17 protein-coding genes and 1 tRNA gene are annotated in these 20,768 nt (G+C 60.9%); 16 read left to right on the top strand and 2 right to left on the bottom strand.

Annotated elements, in window-relative coordinates; translation table 11 throughout:
* Positions 1-209: 209 nt before the first annotated feature.
* From E4662_RS06115 to denD, 4 genes are read left to right on the top strand one after another with little or no spacing between them, the layout of a single operon-like run.
* A complete protein-coding gene (locus E4662_RS06115; RefSeq protein WP_136440627.1) occupies positions 210-971 on the top strand; it encodes an SDR family oxidoreductase in 762 nt (253 codons plus the stop codon).
* A 9-nt stretch (positions 972-980) separates the two neighbouring features.
* Positions 981-2,132: a fumarylacetoacetate hydrolase family protein gene (locus tag E4662_RS06120; RefSeq protein WP_136440629.1), complete on the top strand. Its 1,152-nt coding sequence runs from the start codon at positions 981-983 to the stop codon at positions 2,130-2,132.
* Positions 2,129-3,046, top strand: a complete 918-nt coding sequence (locus E4662_RS06125; protein ID WP_136440631.1) for a sugar kinase — start codon at positions 2,129-2,131, stop codon at positions 3,044-3,046. The genes E4662_RS06120 and E4662_RS06125 overlap by 4 nt, the downstream gene beginning before the upstream one ends.
* Complete coding sequence (gene denD / locus E4662_RS06130; protein ID WP_136440632.1) at positions 3,043-4,005, top strand: D-erythronate dehydrogenase; 963 nt, start codon at positions 3,043-3,045, stop codon at positions 4,003-4,005. The genes E4662_RS06125 and denD overlap by 4 nt, the downstream gene beginning before the upstream one ends.
* A 460-nt stretch (positions 4,006-4,465) precedes the next feature.
* On the opposite strand, the gene E4662_RS06135 is transcribed toward denD, so the two are convergent.
* Positions 4,466-5,050 carry an HNH endonuclease gene (locus E4662_RS06135; protein ID WP_136440634.1) on the bottom strand — a complete coding sequence of 195 codons (585 nt, stop codon included), beginning with the start codon at positions 5,048-5,050 and terminating at the stop codon, positions 4,466-4,468.
* Positions 5,051-5,316: 266 nt separating this feature from the next.
* On the opposite strand from E4662_RS06135, the gene E4662_RS06140 reads away from it, so the two are divergent.
* The 4 genes from E4662_RS06140 to E4662_RS06155 all read left to right on the top strand — a co-directional run bounded on the left by E4662_RS06140 (position 5,317) and on the right by E4662_RS06155 (position 10,400).
* On the top strand, positions 5,317-6,408 hold the full coding sequence (locus tag E4662_RS06140; protein ID WP_136440636.1) for a carboxynorspermidine decarboxylase: 1,092 nt from the start codon (positions 5,317-5,319) through the stop codon (positions 6,406-6,408).
* Positions 6,409-6,446: 38 nt separating this feature from the next.
* Complete coding sequence (locus tag E4662_RS06145; protein WP_136440638.1) at positions 6,447-7,694, top strand: saccharopine dehydrogenase family protein; 1,248 nt, start codon at positions 6,447-6,449, stop codon at positions 7,692-7,694.
* Positions 7,695-8,167: 473 nt separating this feature from the next.
* Complete coding sequence (locus E4662_RS06150) at positions 8,168-10,207, top strand: DEAD/DEAH box helicase (RefSeq protein WP_136440640.1); 2,040 nt, start codon at positions 8,168-8,170, stop codon at positions 10,205-10,207.
* Positions 10,208-10,324: 117 nt separating this feature from the next.
* Positions 10,325-10,400: transfer RNA gene (locus E4662_RS06155), tRNA-Thr, on the top strand.
* A 941-nt stretch (positions 10,401-11,341) separates the two neighbouring features.
* Here E4662_RS06155 and E4662_RS06160 read toward each other — a convergent pair.
* Positions 11,342-11,995: a GntR family transcriptional regulator gene (locus E4662_RS06160; protein ID WP_136440642.1), complete on the bottom strand. Its 654-nt coding sequence runs from the start codon at positions 11,993-11,995 to the stop codon at positions 11,342-11,344.
* Positions 11,996-12,166: 171 nt separating this feature from the next.
* Here E4662_RS06160 and E4662_RS06165 point away from each other — a divergent pair, with 171 nt between their 5' ends.
* The 8 genes from E4662_RS06165 to E4662_RS06200 all read left to right on the top strand — a co-directional run bounded on the left by E4662_RS06165 (position 12,167) and on the right by E4662_RS06200 (position 20,765).
* Positions 12,167-13,246, top strand: coding sequence for a Gfo/Idh/MocA family protein (locus E4662_RS06165; protein WP_136440644.1), 1,080 nt, complete (start codon positions 12,167-12,169; stop codon positions 13,244-13,246).
* 101 nt (positions 13,247-13,347) lie between these two features.
* Positions 13,348-14,355, top strand: a complete 1,008-nt coding sequence (dctP, locus tag E4662_RS06170) for a TRAP transporter substrate-binding protein DctP (protein WP_136440647.1) — start codon at positions 13,348-13,350, stop codon at positions 14,353-14,355.
* A 32-nt stretch (positions 14,356-14,387) separates the two neighbouring features.
* Positions 14,388-14,948, top strand: coding sequence for a TRAP transporter small permease (locus E4662_RS06175; protein WP_136440649.1), 561 nt, complete (start codon positions 14,388-14,390; stop codon positions 14,946-14,948).
* Complete coding sequence (locus tag E4662_RS06180; protein WP_136440651.1) at positions 14,945-16,240, top strand: TRAP transporter large permease; 1,296 nt, start codon at positions 14,945-14,947, stop codon at positions 16,238-16,240. The genes E4662_RS06175 and E4662_RS06180 overlap by 4 nt, the downstream gene beginning before the upstream one ends.
* Entirely contained in the window at positions 16,237-18,123 is a 1,887-nt protein-coding gene (locus E4662_RS06185) for a bifunctional sugar phosphate isomerase/epimerase/4-hydroxyphenylpyruvate dioxygenase family protein (protein WP_136440653.1), read from the top strand. Before E4662_RS06180 ends, E4662_RS06185 begins: the two co-directional genes overlap by 4 nt.
* Positions 18,120-18,932 carry a citryl-CoA lyase gene (locus E4662_RS06190; protein ID WP_136440655.1) on the top strand — a complete coding sequence of 271 codons (813 nt, stop codon included), beginning with the start codon at positions 18,120-18,122 and terminating at the stop codon, positions 18,930-18,932. The genes E4662_RS06185 and E4662_RS06190 overlap by 4 nt, the downstream gene beginning before the upstream one ends.
* Entirely contained in the window at positions 18,925-20,109 is a 1,185-nt protein-coding gene (locus tag E4662_RS06195) for a Gfo/Idh/MocA family protein (RefSeq protein WP_136440657.1), read from the top strand. Before E4662_RS06190 ends, E4662_RS06195 begins: the two co-directional genes overlap by 8 nt.
* On the top strand, positions 20,106-20,765 hold the full coding sequence (locus E4662_RS06200; RefSeq protein WP_136440659.1) for a hypothetical protein: 660 nt from the start codon (positions 20,106-20,108) through the stop codon (positions 20,763-20,765). Before E4662_RS06195 ends, E4662_RS06200 begins: the two co-directional genes overlap by 4 nt.
* Positions 20,766-20,768 lie beyond the last annotated feature (3 nt).

Genomic DNA, 20,768 nt, shown 5'->3' on the forward strand with positions numbered 1-20,768 from the left:
GGTCCACGGGCCGGGCATGTCAAAACTCCTCCCACAGGGCGGCTTGCATCGCCCAAATTTTGGTATACCATTTGTGATAAGACGGGCTCCGCCCCGGAATGTCAACGCTTCGGCCCGGTCTCGCGCGGCCAAATTCCCTGAAGGGAATTTGCAAGAGTTTTGCAAAACTCTTGCCCCGCGAAGCCCGATCCGCAGGCGAAGGAGGAAACATGCAGCTATTTGATCTGAGCGGGCGCAGGGCGCTCGTGACCGGCTCTTCCATGGGAATCGGTCGGGCCCTGGCGCGCGGGTTGAGCGAGGCCGGGGCCAGTCTCGTACTGAACGCCCGCAACGCGGAGCGGCTCGAAGAGACCGCCGAGTCCCTGCGCGGCGAAGGGGCGCGCGTGGACACCCTGCCCTTTGACGTCACCGACAGCGCAGCGGCCCGCGCCGCCATCGACGGTTATGAAGCCGAGCATGGTGCGATCGACATTCTGGTGAACAACGCAGGCATGCAGCACCGCACGCCGCTGGAAGACTTTCCGGCTGATGCCTTCGACACGCTCATGCGCACCAACGTCAACTCGGTCTTCTACGTGGGGCAAGCGGCGGCGCGGCACATGATCAAGCGCGGGCGCGGCAAGATCATCAACATCGCCAGCGTTCAGACCGCCCTCGCCCGCCCCGGCATCGCGCCTTACACAACCTCCAAGGGCGCCGTGGCGAACCTGACCAAAGGCATGGCGACCGATTGGGCCAGGCATGGGCTGAACTGCAACGCCATCGCGCCGGGCTATTTCGACACGCCGCTGAACGCGGCCCTTGTCGCCGACCCGGAATTTTCCGCATGGCTGGAAAAGCGCACCCCTGCCGGGCGCTGGGGCCGGGTCGAAGAGCTTGTCGGGGCCTGCATTTACCTCTCCTCGGATGCGGCCAGCTTCGTGAATGGCCACACGCTGTTTGTCGACGGCGGCATCACCGCCAGTCTTTGAAAGCCGAACATGCTGCCTCATCAGAACCCTGATCCAAACGCCTGTCTTGTCGGGCGCGTCTGGCGCGCGGGCATTGGCCCTTGCCTTGTCACCCTGCGCGGCGACGACGTTGTCGACATCACAACGCGGCAGGTGCCGACCATGTCGGACCTGCTGGATCTGGACGATCCCGCCGCTTACGCGCGCTTTGCGGACGGTGAGACCCTGTGCACCCTTGCTGATCTGGTTGCAGGGTCTGTGGAGACCGCCAGCGAAGACACCTTGCACCTGCTTTCTCCCGCAGACCTTTCGGCCATCAAAGCCTCTGGCGTGACCTTCGCCGAGAGCATGGTCGAACGGGTGATCGAAGAGCAGGCCGCGGGCGATGCAGAGCGGGCCGAGGCGATCCGCGCCAAGGTCAAAGGCGTGATTGGCGACAGCCTGTCGGGTATTGAGCCGGGCAGCGAAAAGGCGATGGAGGTTAAGCGCGTGTTGCAGGCCGAGGGCCTGTGGTCCGCTTATCTGGAGGTCGGCATCGGCCCCGATGCGGAAGTGTTCACAAAGTGTCAGCCCATGGCCTCCGTCGGCTGGGGTGCGAGCGTCGGTCTGCATCCGATCAGCACTTGGAACAACCCCGAACCGGAGGTGGTTCTGGCGGTGAACGCGCGCGGCGAAATCAAGGGCGCGACGCTGGGCAATGACGTGAACCTGCGCGACGTGGAGGGGCGCTCGGCGCTGCTTCTGGGCAAGGCCAAGGACAACAACGCCTCTGCCGCGCTTGGCCCCTTTGTGCGGCTGTTTGACGAAGGCTATGGCATGGCGGACGTGGAAGCGGCCGAGCTGACCTTGACCGTCACCGGGACCGATGGATTTGAGCTGAACGGCCATTCCTCGATGAAGAAGATCAGCCGCCGCCCGGCCGATATTGTCGCCCAGACCATCGGGCGGCATCACCAGTACCCGGACGGTTTCTTCCTCTACCTCGGCACGCTCTTTGCGCCCATTCAGGACCGCGATGCGCCGGGGCAAGGGTTTACCCACAAGATCGGCGATGTGGTGCGCATTGCAGAGCCGAAACTGGGCGTTTTGCAAAATACCGTGCGGCTGAGCACGGACGCGCCGGAATGGACATTCGGGGCGCGGGAGTTGATGCGCAATCTAAACATGAGGGGGCTGCTGTGAGCACGTTTCTGAGCCTTGGAGAAATCATGGTCGAAATCGCCCCGGCCGAGGGCGGGCTTTTCCGCAAGGGCTATGCCGGGGATACGTTCAATACCGCGTGGTATGCGCGCAGGCTTCTGCCCGAGGATTGGGAAGTGTCTTACGGGACGGTTGTCGGCTCCGACGCCGTGTCCAATGACATGCTGCGGTTCATTGCCGATCAGCGCATCGGGACGGAGCGGATCCGGCGCGATGAGACCCGCACGGCGGGGCTTTACATGATCAGCCTTGAAAACGGCGAGCGCAGCTTTTCCTACTGGCGCGGGCAGTCGGCGGCAAAGACGCTGGGGAACGATCCGGCCTGGCTCGACGAGATCCTGAAAGGTGTTGATCTGGTGCAGTTTTCCGGCATCACGCTGGCCATTCTGCCCCCCGAGGGGCGCGAGGTGCTGTGTGATGCGCTGGCGCGCGCGCGGCAGGCGGGCACCCATGTGGCCTTTGACACCAACCTGCGGCCAAGGCTGTGGGAGAGCGCCGAGACCATGGCGGGCGGGCTGCGCATGGGGGCTGCGGTTTCGGACACAGTGATGCCGAGTTTCGACGAAGAGCAGCTGTGTTTTGGCGACACTTTGCCCGATGAAACCATCGCCCGGTATCGCGCGCTGGGGGCGGGCTGTGTTGCGGTCAAGAACGGCGCCGAGATGTGCCATGTCTGGTCCGATGGTGAGGGCGATTACCGCTTTGATCCGCCCCCCGTGGCGCAGGTGGTCGACAGCACCGCAGCGGGTGACAGCTTTGGCGCCGGGTTTCTGGCGACACGGGTCTTGGGCGGTTCGGTGGCCGAGGCAACGCAGGCAGCGGCGGGTCTTGCGGCGCGGGTCATTCAGAAGCGCGGCGCGCTGGCGCCGGAGATATTCGAGGGAGACGAGACATGAAGGTTCTGATCATTGGCGGCGGCGGCATGGTGGGCCAGAAACTGGCGCGGCGGCTGGCGGATCTGGGCGCGCTGGACGGCAAACCCATCACCGGGCTGACGCTGGCGGACATCAACGATCCGGCGCCGGTTGAGGCCCCCTTCCCGGTCTCCTGCGTGACCTGCGACATCTCCGATCGCGCTTCCGTCGATCAGATCATCGCGTCAGACGTGGACATGATCTACCTGCTCGCGGCGGTGGTCAGCGCCCATGCCGAAGAGGACTTCGACTTCGGCTACCGGATCAACATGTACGGCACGATCAACGTGCTGGATCGCGCCCGCGCTCTGGGCACGCGCCCGCGCCTCGTCTTTACCTCGTCGATTGCCGTCTTCGGTGGCGAGGTGCCGCAGCCTTACGGCGACAATTCGGCGCTGAACCCGCAAATCTCCTACGGCACGCAGAAATTGATCGGTGAGCTTTTGGTCGAGGATTACAGCCGCAAAGGGTTCATCGACGGGCGTGGCTTTCGCCTGCCGACGATATCCGTGCGCCCCGGTGCGCCGAACCGGGCGGCTTCGGGTTTCATGTCGTCGATCTTCCGCGAGCCTTTGCAGGGTGTGGCGGCGAACTGCCCGGTGGACCGCGATTTTCCGCATTTCTACCTCTCGCCGCGCCAATGTGTGGAGAACCTCGTGCGGGCGGCGGAGATTGACGAAGCGGCCTTTGGCAAACGCCGCTGCATGACCATGCCGGGACGGGTCTGGACGATTGGGCAGATGATCGACGCCATGACGGCGGTGGCCGGGCCGGAACCGGCCAGGCTGATCACATGGGAGCCGCAGCCGGAAATTGCGGGCATTCTCGATGGCTGGCGGCTGGACATTCGACCTGAGAAAGCGGCGTCCTTGGGCATGAAGGCGGATGACAGCTTTGAGGACAACATCCGGTATTTCCTGGAGGATGATCTGCCGGGATAAACGCGGCCCCTGACCCAGCCTGTTTCTTCTTTGTGCTCTAAAGTATCCCGGGGGAGTCTGCAGGACGGGCGCGTCGTCCTTTGACGCTCGGACCAATGGCGCGAACAATGGTCGACCCCCAAGAAATTTTTGCCCCGACAAAAGTTTTCCCCGGCCAGTATTATCGCCCGCCACGGCAGGTTTGCCGGACGGGGGTTTGCGGAACTGTGATATGAAGTCTGAAAATGGCGGCCGCCAGTTTCGGATCATCTTGGCCGGGGCGTTTAATCCCGGCTTGTCAGTCTGATCAGATCGAACATCCCCCGATGGGGCTGCCCGCCTTGGCCTTGTCAGGGCCAGAGCGGATCAATCCGAGTGCCTGTGGTACCGCGAAGAAGCATCAGCGCAGTAGGTTAAGCAAGTCTTGCCGGAGCGCGCGGTGGTGGCTCAGCGGCCCGTATGGGCCGCCTCGCAATACACTCTACGCCTCCAGTTCCGCATCCCAATAGAGGAAATCCATCCAGCTTTCATGCAGATGGTTCGGTGGGAACTTGCGGCCCAAGTTCAGGAGTTCCTGCGCCCCCGGCTGACGGGGTGGTTTGCGCAGGGAAAAGCCGACCTGCCGCAGGCTTTTGGAGCCTTTGCGCAGGTTACACGGCGCGCAGGCCGCCACCACGTTTTCCCAGGAGGTCACGCCTCCCGCCGCGCGCGGGATCACGTGATCAAAGGTCAGTTCCTTGCGGCTGCCGCAGTATTGGCAGGAGAACTCATCCCTCAAAAAAAGATTAAAGCGCGTGAAGGCCACGCGCTTTCTCGGTTTTACGTAATCCTTGAGGACAACGACGCTGGGTATTCGCAAGGTCATGCTCTGGGAGTGCACCACCTCGTCATATTCGGCGACGATATCGACCCGGTCGAGGTAGACCGCCTTGATCGCCTCCTGCCACGGCCACAGGCTGAGCGGATAGTAGGACAAGGGCCTGTAATCCGCGTTCAGCACAAGCGCCGGGTTCTGTTTCAATGCGCCCGGTTCGCGGACAAATGTCGTTCTGAAATTGCCGTCCATTGGGGGACTCGTCCTCCGCCCTGTCTGCCTTTTCATTCAAGACCAGGGCGGGACACCCCGCCCCAGCTGCTTATCACTATATATCGTGTTTGGCCTCTGGCAAGTCCTACGACATACAGTATGCGCCCCCTTCTCTATCCGCGTCATGTTACGCCTATATGACGGGCACCGGGCACGGTGGCATGTTGCGGCCCGCAACAAACCATTGCCATGTGCGATTATGGGCACTAGGTGCAGGCCACCCTCGTTGATAAGGTCTGACGCCCATGCAAACGCCCTATTATCTGGTCGACAAGTCGCTGCTGCTTCCGAACATGGAAAAGATCGCCTGGCTGCGTGAGCACTCCGGTGCGAAGGCCTTGCTGGCGCTGAAGTGTTTTGCCACGTGGTCCGTCTTTGACATGATGAGCGAGTATATGGACGGCACCACCTCCTCCTCGCTGTTCGAGGTGAAGCTGGGGCGTGAGAAGTTTCCGGGTGAGACCCATGCCTATTCGGTGGCCTGGGCACCGGATGAAATGGGCGAGGTTCTGGCCTCTTCGGACAAGGTGATCTTCAACACCGCGCAGCAATTGCAGCGGTTTGAGGCTGTCAGCCGCGATCATACGCGCGGGCTTCGGGTCAATCCGGGCGTGTCCACCTCTGACTTTGATCTGGCCGATCCGGCACGGCCGTTCAGCCGTCTTGGCGAACATGCGCCCGAGGACATTGAACCGGTGGCCGATCTGATCAGCGGGTTCATGTTCCACAACAATTGCGAGAACGCGGATTTTGAGCGCTTTGACGCGATGCTCGGCATGATCGAGCAGCGGTTCGGCCATTTGATCCGCAAGATGGAGTGGATCAGCCTTGGAGGCGGTATTCATTTCACCGGCGAGGGCTATCCGCTGGACCGGCTGGCGGAGCGGCTCAAGCGCTTTGCGGGCCAGAATGAGGTGCAGGTTTACCTTGAGCCGGGAGAGGCCGCGATCACCGGGTCCACCACGCTGGAGGTTACGGTGCTCGACACGCTGTTCAATGGCAAGAACCTTGCCATCGTCGACAGTTCCATCGAGGCGCATATGCTTGATCTGCTGATTTACCGCGAAAGCGCCAAGATGAAGGAGGCCGGAGATCAGGAGTGGATGGTTTGCGGCAAGTCCTGCCTTGCGGGGGATATCTTTGGCGAGTTTCGCTTTGAAAAGCCGCTGAGCCCCGGCGATCGTTTGTCCATTCAGGACGCGGCGGGCTATACAATGGTCAAGAAAAACTGGTTCAATGGCGTAAAAATGCCAAGCATCGCCGTACGCGAACTCGACGGACGCGTGCGGATGGTGCGGGACTTCACCTACGCGGATTTCTCGGCAGCCCTGTCGTGAACCCATCCTGACTACCCAACGAACGGAGGTCTTATTCGTTGAAAAAGAACGTGCTCATCATCGGCGCTGGCGGCGTCGCACAGGTCGTGGCGCATAAATGCGCGCAGAACAATGATGTGCTGGGCGACATTCATATCGCCAGCCGGACAAAGTCGAAATGCGACGATATCATTGCCTCCGTGCAGGATAAATCCGCGATGAAGCAGGATGGCGTCCTGGCCGCCCATGCGCTGGACGCAACGGATTCCGCCGCTGTGGCTGCGCTGATCCGGGAGACCGGCTCCGAGATTGTCATCAATGTCGGCACGGCTTTCGTGAACATGCACGTTCTGGACGGCTGTATCGAGACGGGCGCGGCCTATATCGACACGGCGATCCACGAAGAGCCGGACAAGATCTGTGAGACGCCGCCGTGGTATGCGAACTACGAGTGGAAAAAGCGCGATCTCTGCGCCGAGAAAGGCGTGACCGCGATCCTTGGCGCGGGGTTTGATCCGGGCGTGGTGAACGCCTATGCGCGCTTTGCCATTGACCAGATGGACGAGGTCAAAAGCATTGATATCGTTGATATTAATGCAGGCTCGCACGGCAAGTACTTTGCCACGAACTTCGATCCCGAGATCAATTTCCGCGAGTTCACAGGCGTGGTGTACTACTGGGAAGACCAGCAGTGGAAAGAGACGAGCATGTTTGCCTCTGGCCATGTCTGGGATCTGCCGGTGGTTGGCCCGTCTCAGGCGTACCAGTCCGGGCATGACGAGGTGCACAGCCTCGCCACGAACTACCCGCAGGCCGATGTGCGCTTCTGGATGGGTTTTGGCGATCACTACATCAATGTCTTTACGGTGCTGAAGAACATCGGCCTTCTGTCCGAGCAGCCCGTGACCACCGCCGAAGGGCTGGAAGTGGTGCCTTTGAAGGTGGTGAAGGCCTGTTTGCCCGATCCGTCCTCGCTCGCCCCCGATTACACCGGCAAAACCTGCATCGGCGATCTGGTGAAAGGTGTGAAGGACGGTCAGGACGTCGAGTACTTCGTCTACAACGTCGCGGATCACAAGGAGGCCTATCTGGAGGTCGGCTCCCAGGGGATTTCCTACACCGCCGGTGTGCCCCCGGTGGCGGCGGCGATGCTGGTTGCCTCGGGTGAGTGGGATGCCAAGACGATGAAAAACGTCGAAGAGCTGGACCCCAAGCCGTTCTTTGGCCTTCTGGATCAGATCGGTCTGCCGACACGGGTGCAGGTTGGCGGCCTCGGCGGTGAAGACAAGGCCTGGACCGAGGTCTGAGCCGGATTGACCGGGATCGCGTTTCGGGATCCCGGTCCCCCCCCCCGGCTGACCGAAGTTCCGTGCAACGCGCTGGCGTGGGATTTGCTGTGAATGGTTTTGGCCTTTGGGGGACATTTGAGCCAAGAACCTTAGCGCGGAATCAAGCCCGAAGGGCGCCGCGCCATCGACGGGCCGTCCCCACGGCACGGCGATTGGGTTGATGCAGATAAATGCGCTTGGCTAGCGCGCCAGTGGCTGGGATAAATCGAGGGGATCTGAGGGAACATCGCCATGCCACGGCCCGTCAATGGCACGGCTCGTTCCCTGCACGGTCAACGTCCCTTTCGGGCCACTCTCGCCCGCCATTCTCTTTCCGTCCCTCCCCCCTTTGCGGCGGTTTGTCCGCAAATACGCGATGGACATGCGGCGCGTGATCCTATATCGCGACCCCTTGCCGTTCCCGGCCTCCTTTCCTTTCGGACACGCCTCCCATGATCCCTACCCTTTCCGATGCCCTCGCCGAGCGGGGCTTTGACCAGTTGACCGATGTGCAGGAAGCCGTCACCGAAGAGGGGCTGGCGGGTGCGGACCTGCTTGTCTCTGCACAGACCGGATCGGGCAAGACCGTGGGCTTTGGCCTCGCCATCGCGCCGACGCTGCTGGGCGAAGAGGCCCGTTTTGGTCCGCCCGCTGCCCCGCTGGCGCTGGTTGTTGCGCCGACGCGCGAGCTGGCCATGCAGGTCAAGCGCGAGCTGGACTGGCTCTATGGCAAGGCCGGCGGGCGCATCACCTCCTGTATTGGCGGCATGGACGCCCGTGACGAGCGGCGGGCGCTCGACCGCGGCGCACATGTTGTGGTCGGCACGCCGGGGCGTCTGCGCGATCACATCCAGCGCGGCTCGCTGGACCTTTCGGATATTCGCGCCGTGGTGCTCGACGAGGCCGACGAAATGCTCGATCTCGGCTTCCGCGAAGACCTTGAATACATGCTCGGCGAAGCACCGGAAGAGCGCCGCACGCTGATGTTTTCCGCCACCGTCTCGCCTTCGATTGCGAAGCTGGCCGAGCAGTATCAGAACGACGCCGTGCGCATTTCTACCGTTTCGGGCAAATCGCAGCACGCGGACATCACCTATCAGGCGGTGCAGGTCACCCAGCGCGATACGGAGAACGCCATCATCAACCTGCTGCGGTTTCATGATGCACCGACGGCGATTGTCTTTGCCAACACCCGCGCCGCAGTTGCGCGCCTGACCGCGCGTTTTGCCAACCGGGGGTTTTCCGTGGTGAGCCTGTCGGGCGAGCTGTCTCAGGACGAGCGCAGCCACGCGCTGCAGGCGCTGCGCGACGGGCGCGCACGGGTGTGTGTGGCGACGGATGTGGCCGCGCGCGGGATTGATTTGCCGAACCTTGGCCTCGTGATCCACGCTGATCTGCCCACCAACACCGAAGCATTGCTGCACCGCTCGGGCCGCACCGGCCGCGCCGGGCGCAAAGGCCTGTCCGCGCTGATCGTGCCGGACAAGGCCTCGAAGAAAGCCGCGCGCCTGCTGAAATGGGCGAAAATTCAAGCCGAGTGGACCTATCCTCCGAGCGCGGAAGAAATCCTCGCCTCTGATGAGGCGCGTCTTTTGGCCGATTCCGCATGGGAAGAGGAAATTGGCGAAACGGACAAGGCCTTTGCCTTGAAACTGCTCGAAGAACACGGGGCCGAGAAAGTCGCCGCCGCCTGTCTGCGCCTGTTCCGCGCCGGTCTGTCCGCCCCCGAAGAGCTGAACAAACCCGGCGAGAAACCCGAGCATGGCCCGCGCGCGCCCTTTGGCCCGTCACTGTGGTTCTCGCTGAGCATTGGCCGCGACAAGGGGGCCGAAGCGCGCTGGCTGCTGCCTCTGCTCTGCCGCGTCGGCAACCTGAGCAAAGATCACATCGGGCGTATCCGCGTGCAGGACGATCAGACCTTCGTGGAACTGGCCGAGGGCGCGGTGCCGGATTTCGAAGACACGCTGGGCAGCGAAGGGCATCTGGAAAAGGACGTTTTTGCCACCCGCGTTGACGGCGAGCCTGCCTTTGCCAGCGCCCCTCCTCGCGGACCGAAGCCGGGTGGCAAACCCGGCGGCAAACCGCATCGCAAGGGTCCGGGCGAACGGCCCGAACGGCGCGATGGCGACAAGCGCCCGCCGAGGCGCGTTCTGGACGAAGCGCACAGGCCGCTCAAGGGCTCGAAACCGGCGCAGGATGGCGCGGGCAAGCCCAAGGACAAGGCCCCCGGCAAACCGGGCGCAAAACCCAAGTCCTTCGGGAAACCAGAAGCCGGCGGCGGCAGCAAGGCGCCCCGCAAGCCATCGGGCAAACCGGGCGGCAAGCCGTCTGACAAGGCACGCAAAACCTTCGGCAAAGGCCCCGGAAAACCGGCCGGGGCAGCGGCTGGCGCTGCGAAAAAGCCCTCCCGCGCCGCCGATCCCAGCAAGCGCATCAAACGTCCGGTGAACCGCGGCGGTGACGCCCCTCTGCGGCGGCCGTCGAAACCGTGAATTCGGGCAGATTTCTCTGCGTTTGCCCTATTGTCCTTCGAAAGCGGCTCGGTTAAATGAGCCATACGGACCGCTTCGCGGCCGTCACCGATGGCACCCAGCAGCCATCAGCCCGGTGCCCCTATAGCTCAGCTGGTAGAGCAACTGATTTGTAATCAGTAGGTCCGCGGTTCGAGTCCGTGTGGGGGCACCATTCAAATCAATCACTCACATGATAATTTCTGAGCCCTTTAATTCCAAGTTGGCGCTTTGCGGGACAATTATGCCGCGCTTGGGTGCCCCGCCGCGCGCCGTCTTGGGCCTAGAAAGCGCCTGCATCATGGCGAGCGCAGAGTGGCTTTTCCTCGCCGATGGTAGGGGATCCGCGCTGTCGGGACGGGCTCCGATTCTGTGAAGCGATTGAGGGGGCGTGGCATCAGGCCGGGGCGAGGCAGGCTCAACTGACCCAATTGGGTAAGTCCTGTCTCAACACGAAAAGGTACTTTTGCGCGAAACAGAGTTCTGAGGGGCCACTGCATCGCGATTCCCCCCCGATTTTTGGCAAAAGAATTTCACCTGCGAACCGAGATAGCCCCCTCCGCCACGCGGCTTCGGCGTCGTCTGCGAGGCGGAAAAAGCGTGCGCACTGTTGTACCGTTTGAGATGGTCGAAACGGCGACACCTGCCATTCCGCGAGACAAGGACGCTCGCACAGATTGCTGCGAAGCTGTCAGCAAAGCCCACTTTAGAGGTGTTGCGCGGCGAGTGATTTGCTTCGAAACAAGTAATACTACCGTTGGTCATGGCCATAACGGCGTAATGCGGACATTCGTCTGATTGGTCAGGTCTGCATTACAGCTTTCCAATAACGGACATCCCGCGGGCGCTCACAAGCCTGCCAGTTCAACACGATGGACATCCTTGAGCTCAGGATGGCTGCTCGTCGTGCCACTCCCTGATCGTTCGAGTAAGCTGTGACAATCCAAAACCGCGCCTGGTTCCTATAGGCGGAAAGCCTCATTGCGGGACAAACTGGCCTTTTGCGGCTGCAGCTATTGCTGACGCAGCATTCGCTCCCGGTTGTCTCAGGGAATTTCTATCTGGCAGCCGCTAAACGGCCTGAGACGATGAGGGCTGGTGACAGAGATCAAATCGCTAGAATGCCGCCAGCGTGTGTTCCAACCCTTTGTCGATATGCGTCTTCAGTGTCTCGGCGGCAGTGTCGATGTCGCGCGCGAGGGCAGCTTCGAAAACCTTTCGGTGCTCTTCTACCGCCTCTTCACCGCGATATGTCAAAACCAGCATCTGGTAGCGCAGGTATTTGTCGTAGAGCACAGAGTGTAGTGAGAGCAGGTTTTTTGACCCGCATGCCTCGATCAAAGCAAGATGGAATTCCCAGTCATAGCGCTTCCAGTCTTCCTTCTGACTGTCGTCCCCCTGCAGCATCTTCTGTTCCATCAGGTGCAGCTTGTGATGCGCAGCGACGAGGTTGCCTTCCCAATCGGTGTCGCCGTTTTCAATCGACAGCCGCAGTGCATGGCATTCGAGCAGCACGCGCAGGTTGGCGATCTCGATCAGGTCTTCGCGAGAAACAGGGGTCACGAAAAAGCCCCTTTGATCCTGCGCATCGACAAAGCCTTCGCTCGCAAGTCTGTTCAACGTCTCGCGCAGCGTGGACATAGACGCCGAGTAGCGTTCGCGTAACCCGTCCAACTTCAGCTTCGATCCCGGAGCGAGGTCACCGAAGATGATGTCGCGCTTGATGCGCTGGTATGTCGAAGCCCCTACGACGTTGCGGGATTTTGTCATCGAGTTTCATCCGGTGGTTTGGGTGTATTTCCGACAAAGTACCTGAATGCGGCGCAAGCTGCAAATCAGCATATTATATGTTGCATCACAAAATATCTGATATTATGAACTTCATGCGTCGATCCTGCGGGATACGCGAAACACAGAGTCGCACGGTAGGAAGGTCTGGGCATGTCACAGAAAACGCGGATTGCCGTCGCAGGGTTTGGTCTGGTCGGACGGCGTCATGCCGAGGTCATCAGGCGTGCTCCCGACATGATACTTTCAGCGGTCGTAGAGCCCAGCCAGGAAGGTCAGGCCGCAGCGGGTGCTCTTGATGTGCCCGTGTACGCTTCGCTTGAAGAGATGCTGGCAGCCTCCATGCCGGACGGCGTGGTCCTTGCGACGCCCACCCCTGCACACCTGGACCAAGGGCTCGCCTGCATCACATCCGGCTGTCCGGTTCTGATAGAGAAACCGATTGCGGTGACATCGGACGATGCAAGGCAGCTTACCGATGCCGCTGATAAAGCCGGTGTTCCACTGCTGGTGGGCCATCACCGGCGTCACAATGGGATGGTGAAAGCCGCGAAACAGGCTTTGATGGAGGGTGCCGTCGGGGACATTCGCGCCATTCAGGCGACATGCTGGTTCTACAAGCCCGATCATTATTTCGACGCCGCACCGTGGCGCACAAAAAATGGGGCAGGTCCGATTTCGGTCAACCTTGTCCATGATGTTGATCTGCTGCGTCACTTTTGCGGAGAAGTCACATCGGTTCAGGCCATCGCGGTTCCGTCGCGGCGGGGGTTCGAAAATGAAGACCTCGCAACCGCTGTTCTCACGTTTCAATCCGGCGCCATTGCGACGATCTCAGTCTCGGACAGTATTGTTGCTCCGTGGAGTTGGGAGCTGACGGCCCGAGAGAATCCCGCATATCCGGCCACTTCCGAAAGCTGTTACCTGATTGGAGGCTCCATGGGAGGGCTGTCTTTGCCCGACTTGCGAGTCTGGCAGCACCGGGACGCGCCAGATTGGTGGACGCCGATTTCGGCCCAAACCCTGACCTGCAGTATGGACGATCCGCTTGCCGTGCAAATGGCCCACTTCGCCGCTGTGATCGCTGGTCGCGAGGCACCGTTGGTGTCTGGCTGGGAAGGGTTGAAGTCCCTTGAAGTTGTTGAAGCTGTTGCACGTTCTTCGGAAACCGGGCGTGAGATTTCTCTCGGCGACGACACCAAGTCCGCCGCGTCTCAGTTTGCCTGCGTATAATAAAAATATCTGATACTTTGCAAAACATATTGCAAAATTAGAAAAATCGATCATAAACGCTGCGACGCCCATTGCGGCGCAAAACCTAAGGGAGGAACCTCATGTTGAAACTCACGCGCCGTGCCGCAATCACTTCAGTTGCCGCACTTGGTCTGGCGATGTCTGCGATCCCCGCAGTTGCCGATGGCCACAAGATGACCTTTACGCTTGCGACTTCCGGCTCTGAGACAGACCAGCGTTCTGTCGCAATGGCCGAAGTCTTTGCACCGATGGTTGCAGGCTTTGCCGACTATCAGGCTGGCTACAACGGTACGCTCTTTGCGCAAGGTACAGAGCTGGAAGCGATCGCGGGTGGCAACTTGACCATGTCGATCGCCTCGGCGCAGGAACTGGCACAGTTCTTCCCCGAGTTCTCGATCTTCGCGACCGGTTATGTCCATCAGGACGCCGCGCATCAGGTCCGTGTATTCAACGACCCGCTGATGGATCCATTCAAGCAAAAGGTTGAAGACGAGCTTGGCGTGAAGCTGTTGTCGGTCATGTATCTGGGCCGCCGCCATGTAAACCTGCGTCAGACCCGTGAAGAACTGGATGTTCAAACGCCCGCCGATCTGGCCGGTGTCAACCTGCGGATGCCGGGCACCGATGCGTGGCAGTTCCTGGGGGCTGCACTGGGCGCCTCGCCGACCCCTCTGGCTTTCTCCGAGGTCTACACGTCGCTGTCGTCAGGCGCGATTGACGGCCAGGACAACCCGCTCCCCACCGTCGTTGACCAGAAGTTCTACGAGGTCACAAAACAGATCGCGCTGACGTCGCACCTTGTCGACCTGAACTATATCGCTTTCTCGGCCGAGACTTGGAACAGCCTTGATGCCGATCAGAAGATCACTGTTCAACGCGCCGCTGATGCCGCCGCCGCTTATGGCCGCCTGAAGCAGCTCGACAAGGAGAACAACCTGGCCGATTTCATCCGCAGCCAGGGCGTTGAGATCTACACGCCCGATCTTGCGGCGTTCCGCACCCACGTGCAGGGCCAGTACGTTGGCAGTGAAGCTGCAGCGTCGTGGCCCGAGGGTGTGCTTGAGAAGATCAACGCACTCGGCAACTAAGCCTCAACAACGGACGTCGCGGGAGAACGAAAATGGGCACACTTCGCAAATGGTTCACCCGCGGCGCAGAATTCATCGCCGCCATGGCTTTGGCGGCGATTTTTGTCACTTTCCTTCTGCAGATCCTTTTCCGCTACGTCCCTTTTCTTGAGCCGATCGGCTGGTCGGTGGTTCTGATCTCGCTCCTGTGGGTCTTTGTCATTTTCTTCGGCTGCGCGTTCATCGTGCGCGAGTCCGACCATGTGACGTTCGATGTGCTCTACCTTGGCGTACCGCGACCGGTGCGCAAGATCCTCGCTTTGGTCACGGCGGTCTTGATGATTATTGCGATGCTCTATTCGCTGCCTGCGGTGTGGGAAACGGTGTTCGACAACCGCCTGATGAACCTAAAAAAAATCCAGACTATCCGGATGCCAATCACAGGCGACAAGATCGCGATCAAGTGGCTCTTTGCGCCTTTCGTGATGCTGATGATTGTCGTCACGCTCCGCTACATCTGGCGCATTTACACCGTTGTTCGTTTCGGCCCGCCCGAGACCGAGATGGAGATGCTTCTCGGTGGCGAGACTGATGGCGTGGAGTTGGAAAAATGAGCTTCGAACTTATCCTCGGCATGATCGCGCTCTTTGGCATGGCTGCGATCGGAACGCCGGTCGCCTATGCCATTCTCGTCGGTGTGCTGGTCTATCTGGGTGTCTCCGGGCAAGACCTTGCGATTGCCGGGACAACCATGGTGCAGCGCCTGTTTGACGGGTTTTTGTTGCTCGCGGTGCCCTTGTTCATCGCCTCGGCCAACATCATGAACGCGGGCTCGATCTCGGACAGGCTTTTGCAATTCTGCATCGCGCTTGTGGGGCGGTTTCGCGGTGGTATGGGCCACGTCAATGTCGTGGCCAGCCTCATCTTCTCGGGGATGTCCGGCTCCGCCGTGGCGGATGCGGCCGGAATCGGCAAGATCATTATCGATATGATGGTGAAATCGGGCCGCTATACGCGCGGTTATGCGGCGGCCATCACGGCTGCGACAGCGACCATCGGCCCGATCATTCCTCCGTCGATCCCCATGGTTCTCTATGCGCTCGTTTCAAACGCGTCGGTTGGTGACCTGTTTCTGGCAGGCATCGTGCCGGGCCTTGTGATGGGTCTCGTTCTGATGGGCATGAATACGGCAATCTCGCACCGGCGTGGGTTCGGACAGGAAGAACCCGTGCCATTGCGAGAACTGCCCGGGCTGACCGTACGTGCATTCCCGGCATTGTTGATGCCGGTCATCCTGTTGGGCTGCATTTACTCCGGTGTGACGACACCGACCGAAGCCGCCGCCATCGCAGCCCTTTATGCGCTGATTGTTGCAGCAGGCCTCTACCGCGCCATCAAGATCAAGACGCTTTACCAAATCTTCGTCGAAAGCGCGCGCTCAGCTGCTTCGGTCGGTTTGGTCATCGGCGCATCAATGATCCTGACCTATGTGGTCATTCAGGAAAACGTGCCGCAGGCGATCTCTGACATGTTTTCAGGCGCAGACATAAGCCCACTGATGTTCATCCTGCTTGTGAACATTCTGGTCCTCCTCTTGGGCTGCATTCTGGACGCGACGGTCATCATCCTCGTCATCATCCCGCTGTTCATTCCGACCTGCCGGGAACTGGGCATTGATCTGGTGCATTTCGGCGTGCTGATCGTGGTCAACTCGATGATCGGACTGATCACACCGCCCTACGGCATTCTTCTGTTCGTCATCAATGCCGTCACGGGTATCCCGCTGAAAGAGATCATCGCGGAAATCTGGGCGTTCCTTGCGGTTCTGCTGGGTGCACTTCTTCTGATGATCCTCGTGCCGGACATCGTCCTGTGGCTGCCCCGTCTGTTCGGGTATCAGGGATGACCCCGCTTTCGATCTCAACGACAAACGTGCCCGGTGACCTGCCTCAAAAGCTGGAGCGGATTGCGGCGGCGGGATTTACTGGCATCGAGCTGTATGAGCCCGACCTGACAGGGTTTTCGGGCAGCGCCGAAGAGGTCGGCAAACTGGCGCGCTCCCTTGGTCTGGACATCGAAGTTCTCCAACCTTTCCACGATTTCGAAGGACTGAGTGGAGATGCGCGCAAGGCCGCGTTCGCGCGCCTCGACCACAAGCTGGACATCATGAAAGCGCTTGGCGCACGCACGCTGCTGATCGGGGCGAGCACCCGCCCGGATGCGGCATCTGACATCGCCCGGATCGCTGCGGATTTCCGAGAGCTCGCGGAGCGGGTCGACCGTGCCGGGTGCCGCGCTGCGCTGATTGCGCTGCCTTGGGCGCGGCATATCACGACCGAATTGCAGGCGTTGGAGATCGTGGAGGCGGTGGACAGCCCTGCCTTTGGTCTCGCGCTCAATTCGTTTTTTGCGCTTGCTGGCGGTGCACAGGCGGCGCGACTGCGCGACATTGCCGGAGACCGCGTATTTCATGTTCAGCTGTCGGATGCGCCCTCCCTTGATTTCGACATTACCCGGCTCAAGAGCCATTTCAGCCTCTTGCCGGGGCAAGGGGGGCTGAACCTTGCCAGTTTCGTCCGGATCATCGCGCGGTCAGGGTACCGCGGCCCCTGGTCGATTGCGCGCGTCGGCGCGACAGCGGAAGGCGGGCGCGAGGCCCATGCGCCCGATGCTTACCGGGCGCTGGTATCGCTTCTGGACGAAGTCGCTGCGCGGGAACCTGCGCTGGCGCGACCGCTTGAAAACCTGCCGCCGCGCATCACGCCGACCGGGCTGGAGTTCATGGAGTTTGCCGCCAAAGGGAGCGACCGAGACCGCCTGACAAGCCTTCTGGAAACGCTGTGCTTTCGGAAGGAACGCCAGCATCGGTCGAAGTCGGTCGAGCTTTGGCGGCAGGGCGCGATCAACATCGTGGTCAATTCCGAGACCAAGGGTTTCGCAGCCGAGGCGCGGGCCGAGCATGGTCCTTGCGTCTGTGACATGGGCCTGCGCGTGCGCGATGCAGAGCAGACGGTAACACGGGCAACGGCGCTTGGCGCGCCGGCCTTCTCCCAGCCAGTGGGAACAGGCGAGTTGGGCATTCCTGCCATCAAGGGCGTGGGCGGCTCTGTCGTGCACTTCATTGACGAGAAGTCCGATCTTCATCGTGTCTGGGACATCGAGTTCGAACCGGTTCCCAAAGAACGCGCCGCCCAACCCGCGGGTCTGAGGCGTATCGACCACGTCGCCCAAACCATGCGCTATCAAGAGATGCAAAGCTGGCTGACCTACTACCTGTCGACTTTCGAGATGGAAAAAGCGGACGTCGTCGACGTGGCGGATCCTTCGGGCATTATTCTCAGTCAGGCGCTGGCAAGCCCCGAAGGCGAGGTGCGTCTGAACCTCAACGGTGCAGGCGAGCGGCGGACTTTTGCGGGGGCTTTCCTCGCTCAGGGCTTTGGCGCGGGTGTGCAACATCTGGCGTTTCTGAGTGACGACATTTTTGAAACCTCCGATCTGCTCGCTGACGCCGGATTTGACCGGTTGATCATGCCCGCGAATTACTACGACGATCTGCGCGTCCGTTTTGATCTGCCAAAAGAGATGATCACGAAGTTGAAGGATGGAAATATTCTCTATGACCGTGACGGTGTGGGGGAATATTTTCAGGTCTATTCAGTTCCGATCTGGGGTGGGTTTTTCTTTGAGATCGTCGCGCGCAAGGGCGGCTATCAAGGCTACGGCGCCCGGAATGCGCCAATCCGGCTGGCAGCGCAGATGCGTCACCTGAAAGAACTGGAAACAGCATGAGTAAAGACGCCAACGCGGTGCGCCACTGGTGGCGCACGTCGATCATCGACATGGCTCCGGGGCGGATTGCCTTTCGGGGGCATCCTATCGAGGACCTGATCGGCAATGTGTCCTTTGGCCAGATGATCTGGATGATGACACAGGGTGAATTGCCATCGCCTGACCAAGCGGCGCTTTTGGAATGTGCTTTGGTTGCCGGTGTCGATCACGGGCCTCAGGCACCGTCGATTGCCGCCGCGCGGATGGCGGCGACCTGTGGTGTGGGGCTCAACAACGTTTTGGCGACGGGCGTAAATATGCTGGGCGATGTGCACGGCGGGGCCGGAGAACAATGCGCCGAGCTATATGAAGATATCGCGGCGCGGATCGACGCCGGTGACGACCTTGAAACCGCTGCCCGCGATGGCATCGCCGCATGGCGCGCGACACATGGCAAGATCGTCTCCGGTTTTGGCCACCGGTTTCACAAACCGGTTGACCCCCGAGCGCCCCGCCTGATGGCGCTGGTGCGCGACGCGGCGAATGCGGGAACTGTCTCGGGCCGGTTCGCGGATATCGGCGAAGCCGTTCAGGCCGAGATTGGACGCCAGCGCGGCACGCCTATTGCGATGAACATCGACGGGGCAACGGCGGTGATCTTTTGCGAGCTTGGCTTCCCGCCCCCTTTGTCACGCGGGCTCTTTTGCCTCAGCCGCTCCGTCGGCGTGCTGGCCCATGGCTGGGAACAGATGCAGCAAGGCGGACGCAACAAGGGGCCGATGCCACCTGCGTACCTGCCAGAGTACAAACCACAGGAGAAAGATGAGTGATCCCGCGAAAACCTTCCGGGTCGGTCTGATAGGCACCGGTCGCATCAGCGACATCTATCTGAAAAATATGAAAGGGTTTTCCGGGGTCGAGATTGTCGCCTGCGGCAGCCTGAACATGGACGAAAGCCGCATCAAGGCGGCAGAGCATGGCGTGGCGCGCGTGGCGCGACCGGACGAGATCATCGCCGATCCCGATATCGACGCCGTACTGAACCTGACCATCCCGGCTGCCCATGCGGACATCAGCTTGGCGGCGCTAAAGGCAGGCAAGCATGTCTATTCCGAAAAACCCTTTGTCACCGATCTGGATGATGGGCGGCGTGTTCTTGAACTGGCGGCAGCAAAGGGGTTGATGGTGGGCAACGCGCCCGACACGTTCTTTGGCGGGCGCTGGCAGACTCTGCGCAAACTGCTCGACGGGGGCATCATTGGTGCGCCTCACAGCGTGTCGGCCTTTGTGCCCACCAGTGGGGTCGAACGGCACCACCCGAACCCGGATTTCTACTATGCCAAAGGCGGCGGTCCCCTGCTGGATTTGGGCCCCTACTACCTTGCGGCAATGGTGTTCTGCCTGGGCCCCATTGCCCGAGTGGCGGGCCTCGGCCGCAAGCGCGAAGCGTCCCGCATGATCGAAAACGGCCCGCGTCACGGTGAGATGATGCCGGTCGAGGTTGATACCCATAGCCTAAGCCTGATCGAGTTCGAAAGCGGTGTGACGGGTCAAATGATGGTCAGTTTCGACGTCTGGGAAAGCGAGACCCCCCGGCTGGAAATCTACGGAACTGAAGGCACGCTGTGCATCCCCGATCCCGATCCGGGCGACGGAGCGAACATCTTTCAGGGACCGGTTTGGGTGCGCACCCGTGACACCGCGCGTTGGACCATGCGGCCCCGGCCCAAGGCACCGGCAGATTGGCAGGTGGCGGAAAACACGCACGGTCTGAACTTCGACGCCCGTGGTGTCGGGCTGGCGGACCTGGCCGTTGCCGTCCGCGAAGGGCGCGAGCCGCGTGCCAATGGCGCGCTTGGACTGCACCTCTGCGAAGTCATGGACGGCATGTTGCACAGTCCCGGCCTCGGCCGCTTTGTCAACATCGCAAGCACCTGCGCCCGTCCGCCCATGCTGGCCGAGACCTCCGAGCAAGGTCTGAACGTTGATCTGAGAACCATGACATGACCACTGAAACACTGACCATCGGCGACCCGTTCTTCGCCGTCCGCATCCTAACGGACGAAAACCGTCACGCCATCACCGGCAAGACCATCGTTCTGAACCTTGCCGAGATGCCCCTGCAAGTGCGCGAACAGTCCTTGGGCGCGCTGCAATCGGTGATCCTGAAGGACACTGAGATTCGTGGCGTTCGTCATGCCGTTCTGATCGAGGGTTTTGCCGATCATGCCGACGAAGCCGTGCTTTTGGCACAAATCCGCGACACCTGGCCCTCGGCCTTTGAGGTGCGTGGGGAGGAGCGGTTGCGCGGGGTCGAACACTACATGTCCCCCAAGGTCTGGGTCGGGCAGTTCGGTTTTACTCTCTATCACTCCGCCTCGGTGCCGCTGAACGTCGGGCTGCACCGCGACCACGCTTTTTGCCCGGTGCCGGGGTTTCGCGAGGTGCACACCCAGATCGTCGGTTTCGGGAAGATGCAGCAATGCCGTGAAAGAAACGTCGACACGCTCTACCTCGAAGAGCCGATGGCGCCCGGCACGACCCACCGCCCAATGTATGACGCCGAGGGCAACTTTCCCTGGCACCAATTTGAAACCATTACCCCCTCGGTCTTTATGGCTGTTGAAATGTTGCCCGAAGGGGCAACTCCGCCGGAGGTTTGACAC

Source organism: Pacificoceanicola onchidii, assembly GCF_004804335.1.
In the GTDB taxonomy this organism is placed as follows: domain Bacteria; phylum Pseudomonadota; class Alphaproteobacteria; order Rhodobacterales; family Rhodobacteraceae; genus Pacificoceanicola; species Pacificoceanicola onchidii.